Origin of the sequence: Kitasatospora sp. NPDC004799 (genome assembly GCF_040609095.1) — a bacterium.
Taxonomy (GTDB): Bacteria; Actinomycetota; Actinomycetes; order Streptomycetales; family Streptomycetaceae; genus Kitasatospora.
This window is the reverse complement of sequence record NZ_JBEXJK010000528.1, coordinates 1-4,981: the sequence shown is the minus strand read 5'-3', so window position 1 is coordinate 4,981 and position 4,981 is coordinate 1. Positions and strand designations below refer to the sequence as shown.

Genomic DNA, 4,981 nt, shown 5'->3' with positions numbered 1-4,981 from the left:
GTGGGTGTGGGGGCGGGGGGTGGGAAACGGTGGGATCAGGTGCTGAGAACGGGAACGGGGCGGGTTTCAGGGGCGGCCGCGGCGCAGGACCGCCTCGGCGAGGTCGACGGCCTCGCGGAGCGGGACGAGGCGGCAGTCGGCGGTGCCGACGCGGGCGGTGGTGATGCCCCGGGCGGTGCGCAGGACCTCGGCGCCGAGGCGGCCGAAGTGGAGGTCGTCCAGGTCGGGGGCCCGGAAGGCCGTCCAGCCGTCCGGCCCGACGCAGCGGTACTCCCGCACCCGGACGTCGGGCATCCGCAGGTCGGCCAGGTGGAAGGCGGTGAAGCGGTCCATCGGGACGCCGAGCATCAGCACCCGGGCGTCCAGCTCGTAGAGCCGCCCGAGCGGCGACTCCGGGCCGAGGTGGGAGGTCAGCGGGTGGTGGGCGGTGACCTCCCGGGCGAGCCGCCCCACGGCCGCCCAGGAGGTCTGCGGGTGGCCGCTGCGCAGCGCGCCCGGGTGGGTGCGGACCGCCTCCGACAGCGCCCCCACGGAGGGCGAGGCCGGGGTGGTGGCCGGATCGAAGCGGGGCATCCGGGCCCGGTGCTCGGCCACCTCCGCCGGGGAGAGCCCGGCGGTGGCGGCCTGGTGGACGCGCGAGGAGGCGGAGTTCTCGGGCGTGGCGGTGTAGGCGACCAAGGTGCCGTCGGGGCCCAGGACTTCGAGCAGGGCCTCGACCACACCGGCCGCCCCGCCGGGCACCGGTCCGAGGGCGCGCAGGGACGCCTGGACGTGCAGCACCGTGCCCGGGCGGACGCCCAGGTCGACGAAGTCGCGGACGAGCGGGTGGACGGGGGACGCGACGGCGGCGCCGCCGGCGCGGGGTTCGGTGAGGATGGCGACTCCCCGGGGTTGAGGGCCCCGGGCGGGGGGAGGGCCCGGGGCGGCGCGAGTGGGAGGTCAGACCCCGGCGCGTTCCCGCCGTGCCCGGTCGGCCGCCCGCTCGGCGGCGGCGGGCAGCGGCAGGGCGAGCCAGGGGGTCACGGTGTCCCGCATGCCGTCGGCGAAGCGCAGGCCGGTCCCGGTCAGGGCCCCGGACGACGCCAGCCGCTCCACGGCCTCGGCGGTGTACCGCCGCCAGAGCGCGAACTGCTCCCGCGCCCGGTCGGCGGCCGTGCCCGGCAGTCCGTCGTACGCGAGGGTGCGGGTGCCCCAGTACTCGGTGACGGCCAGGTGGGCGTACGTGCCCTGGAGCAGCCCTTCGAGCGGCCGGGGGTCGGGCCGCCAGGGGGCGAAGTACAGCGCGGAGTCGGCGCGGTCGTACAGGTCGGTCAGGTCCAGCACCGCGCCGAGCTTGACGTGCTGGAACTCGTGCGCGAGCAGCAGCGCGAGGGTCGGCGCGGTGGCCGGCCGGGCGATGCCGACCGCGCCGTACGCCTGCCGGGCCGCCGAGCTGACGTCCCGGCCGGTCGGGCCGGGCCGCAGCGGGGTGACGGTGGTCAGGCCGGCCCGGAGGCCCTCGGCGTACCCGGGCAGGTCGCGCCCGAGCAGCTCCCAGGCCTCGCGCAACGCGCCCGTCCAGTCCAGCAGTTCGCCGTCCCGGAGGCGGTCGGCCACCGGGTGGTCGTGGCAGTCGCGCAGCGGGTCGGTGTCCTCCAGCGCGACCGTCCAGCCGCCGGCCAGCCGGACCCGCCGCAGCGGCTCGTCCAGCACCGTGCGCACCGAGCCGTCGGCCGCCCGCACCTCGAAGCCGTCCGACCGGCCGGTGACCACGGCCTCGCCGTCGGGTACGGCGATCCGGCCGAGCGTCGGCAGGTGCAGCCACCCGCCCCGGACGGGCACCGCCACCGCGTCGCCCCGCCCGGCCCGGACCGCGGCGGCCGCGGTGAGCGCGGCCAGCGGGCCGAGCCCGACCGCGAGGTCCCCGGCGAGCCGGCGGGCCGCCCAGGCGCGGGCGTACGGGTGGGCGAGGACGGCGTCCACGGCGGCGGGGGCCGCCGTGTCGAGCTCCGCCAGCAGGGCCCACGCCGCGGCCCGCCCCTGTCCGGAGGCGTCCCAGGCGGCGGCCAGCATCGCCCGGGTGAGGGCGAGTTGGGAGCGGCCGAGCGCGGCGACGGTCTCCGCGCTCCCGTATCCGCGCGCCAGTTCGCCGAGTTGCGACGGGGTGAGCGCGCCGGGCGGCAGCGGCTCGGCACCGGACGGCGGGGCCTCCGCCGCCTGCGCCGGCACGCCGACCGGACTCCCGCTCCCCGCAACGCCGTTGATGAACGTCATGAGATCACCGCAGTAGACGGAGGGATGGTCGAAGCTGCCTCCTCCATCGTCGCTCCGATAGCGGTGGGCGTACAGCCCGCCGCCGCAGGAGCGGACCACGGAGCAGGAGCGGCACGCCTCGCTCAGGCCGGCCAGGCCGGACTGCCGGGCGGCGATGCCGGGGTGGCGGGCGAGGTCGTCGAGGCTGTGCGCGAAGACGTTCATCCCGGTGACGGGCGCGCCGTCGTACGCGGTCTTCAGGCTGTCGGCCTGCTCGAAGGTCCCGTCCGTCTCCAGGACGGCCAGGTCGGAGGGCTCCAGGCCGAGCGACTCGGTGAGGCTGGAGAACCCCCGCAGGGTCCGGTGCACGGACTCGAAGGTCCGGACGGCGAACGGCCGCCCGTCCGCCTCCCACAGCCGGTGGACGGTCAGCAGCCAGTCGGCGTACGGGGTGGCGCCCAGCGCGGCCGGGCGCTTGGGCGGCTCGTCCCAGGTGGCGTGCGGGAGCAGGAAGTCCACGGCGGGCGGGCGGAGTTCGGCCAGCGCCCGGTACACGGCCACCGGGTCGTTCTCGACGTCCATCGTGCACAGCAGCCCGGCGAACAGGTGCCGGTACTCGGGCTCGTTCAGCAGCGCGACCGCCCGCAGCACCTGCGGGTGGCTGCTGCGCCCGTCGGCGAACCGCCGGTGGCGGTCGTTGGCGGCCCGGTCGCCGTCCAGCGAGATGCCGACCCTGATGTCCTGCTCCGCGAACAGCGCGCAGAAGTCCCGGCTCAGCAGCACGCCGTTGGTGTGGATGCGCAGGTCGAGCGCGCAGCCGGGCGGGAGCGCCGCCCGGAGCGTCACGGCGGCCCGGCGCAACCGGTCCGGGCCGGCGAGCAGGGGTTCTCCCCCGTGCAGGACGACCCGGACGGCGGGCAGCCGGTGGGCGGCCGCGTGCTCGCCGATGCGCTCGGCGGCCTTGGCCACGATCCCGTCCGCGATGACCTTCGGCCGGGAGCGCCAGCTGCTGTCCGCGTGCTCGTAGACGTAGCAGTGGTCGCAGGCCAGATCGCACCTGCTGTGCATCTTGACCACGAACTGCGCCAACGGCAGCGGAATCGACGTCGTCATGGAGCTGGACTGTTCGGTTCGGCTCGGTCTGGTTTCCGCTCGGAGTTCCGGGCCGGTCAGATCGAGGAGTTGAAGGCAGCGACCGGCACGAGGCCGGATTCCGCGCCGGGGAGCGCGCGCTGGAGCCGGGAGGCGAGCTCTTCCGCGCCGAGCGCGGCGAGATCGGCGAGCGAGGGGCGTTCCGGCGTCTCCTGAGGGTCAGTGAGCTTGCCGGCCGGCCTGGTGCTGGTTACCGGAGTCATGTTCGTTTCCTTAGGCGCGGTTTGGACCTGCCGAGGGTGGGTAAGCCCACCCGGTTGCGACCAATGTAGTGCCCGCGAAGACTCCGCGCGGCAGCTTACGGACTCACGGTGGGGTCCCCAGGCGGCCGACGTCGCACGACGGCGCGTGGAAGCCCCGGAATTCACCCGTTCAGCGGTCGCGCACTTCGCCGTGGCGCGCGCCGAAGCGCGTCGCCGGGGCGAGCGCCAGGGCGAGACCCGGAGCGAACACCGGGGCGAACACCGGGGCGGAACCCCCGACCAGTACCTGAACACACCCCGGAAGTGCCCGGCGGAGGCCCCGGACAACCCCGCCATCCGGCCAAGCCTGCGCCGGCCCGGTTTCACGCCCCCGGTTCGCCGAGCCCCCGGACGGTCCGCACCAGCTCGCCGGTGAACTCCATCCCGCTCGCCGTCAGTTCACCGCAGGACAGGAGCGTCTCCCCGGCGGTCAGGGTGTGCCTCCGCCACCGTACGAACTCGCCGTGCGCACGGGCCGCACCACCGCCCCCGGCGGCTGCCTCCGCCCGCCAGAAGTCCGTCACGCCCAGGTGCGCGTACGCCCCCTGGAGCAGCGCCCCGGCCGGGCGCGGGTCGGGCCGCCAGGGCGCGTGGTAGACGGCCGGCCCGTTGGGGCGGTGCAGCGGCACCAGGTCCAGCAGCGCGCCGAGTTGGACGTGCAGGAACTCGTGCACCAGGGCCAGTGCCAGCAGCACCGGATCGTCCGGCAGCGAGGCCGCCACCGCGCCGTACGCCCGCCGGGCGGCGGCGCTGACCGCCTCCCCGCCGGGGGCGGGCCGCAGCGGCACGACGGTGGTCACACAGGCCGCGACGGCCTCGGCGTGGCGGCGGTGACGGCGCACCAGGACGTCCCAGGCCTCGGCCAACCGGCGCTCCCAGAGCGCGAGTTCGGCCACCGGAAGCGGACCGGCCGGCGGGCGCCCGTAGTCCACCCGGCGCGGACCGGCGTGGTCGATCGTCGGCGCCCAGCGCAGCCCGTCGCACTCCAGCGCGAGGACCGGGCCGGGGCCCGGACGGAGGAACCCGCCCAACTCGCCGAGCGGAACGTCCGTTCCCGCCGCCGCGCCGCGCAGGCAGTCGGCCGCCCAGGCGTCCAACTCGGGCCGCAGCAGCACCTCTTCCCAGCGCGCCCGGTCGTCCCGCCGCAGCGCCCGCACCCGGGCGTACGCCTCCCGGTAGCCGTCGTGCTCCGGCGCCGTCCGGCGCAGCGCCAGCAGCAGCAGCGCCCGCTTGCTCAGCTGCCCGGCGCGCAGCAGCCGGACGGCCAGGGCTCCCCGTCCAGGTCGACGGTGATGTGGCCGAGGTGGCCGGCGTTGCCGCTGGGGCCGGGGCGCACCGCGCCGTCGAGCACCAGA

4 protein-coding genes and 1 pseudogene are annotated in these 4,981 nt (G+C 76.7%); all 5 read right to left on the bottom strand.

Annotated elements, in window-relative coordinates:
- Window positions 1-66: 66 nt before the first annotated feature.
- Window positions 67-780 (bottom strand): AAC(3) family N-acetyltransferase, encoded by a 714-nt coding sequence (locus ABZW03_RS37200; protein ID WP_355268752.1) that lies wholly within the window; start codon window positions 778-780, stop codon window positions 67-69.
- Window positions 781-939: 159 nt separating this feature from the next.
- Window positions 940-3,345, bottom strand: a complete 2,406-nt coding sequence (locus ABZW03_RS37195) for an FxsB family cyclophane-forming radical SAM/SPASM peptide maturase (RefSeq protein ID WP_355268750.1) — start codon at window positions 3,343-3,345, stop codon at window positions 940-942.
- A gap of 56 nt (window positions 3,346-3,401) precedes the next feature.
- The gene (locus ABZW03_RS37190; RefSeq protein WP_355268748.1) at window positions 3,402-3,587 is read right to left on the bottom strand and encodes a hypothetical protein; all 186 of its coding nucleotides are present in this window, start codon (window positions 3,585-3,587) and stop codon (window positions 3,402-3,404) included.
- Between the two features lie 362 nt (window positions 3,588-3,949).
- Entirely contained in the window at window positions 3,950-4,522 is a 573-nt protein-coding gene (locus ABZW03_RS37185) for an HEXXH motif-containing putative peptide modification protein (RefSeq protein WP_355268754.1), read from the bottom strand.
- A 359-nt stretch (window positions 4,523-4,881) separates the two neighbouring features.
- A pseudogene (locus tag ABZW03_RS37180) lies at window positions 4,882-4,981 on the bottom strand (ROK family protein); the annotation flags it as partial.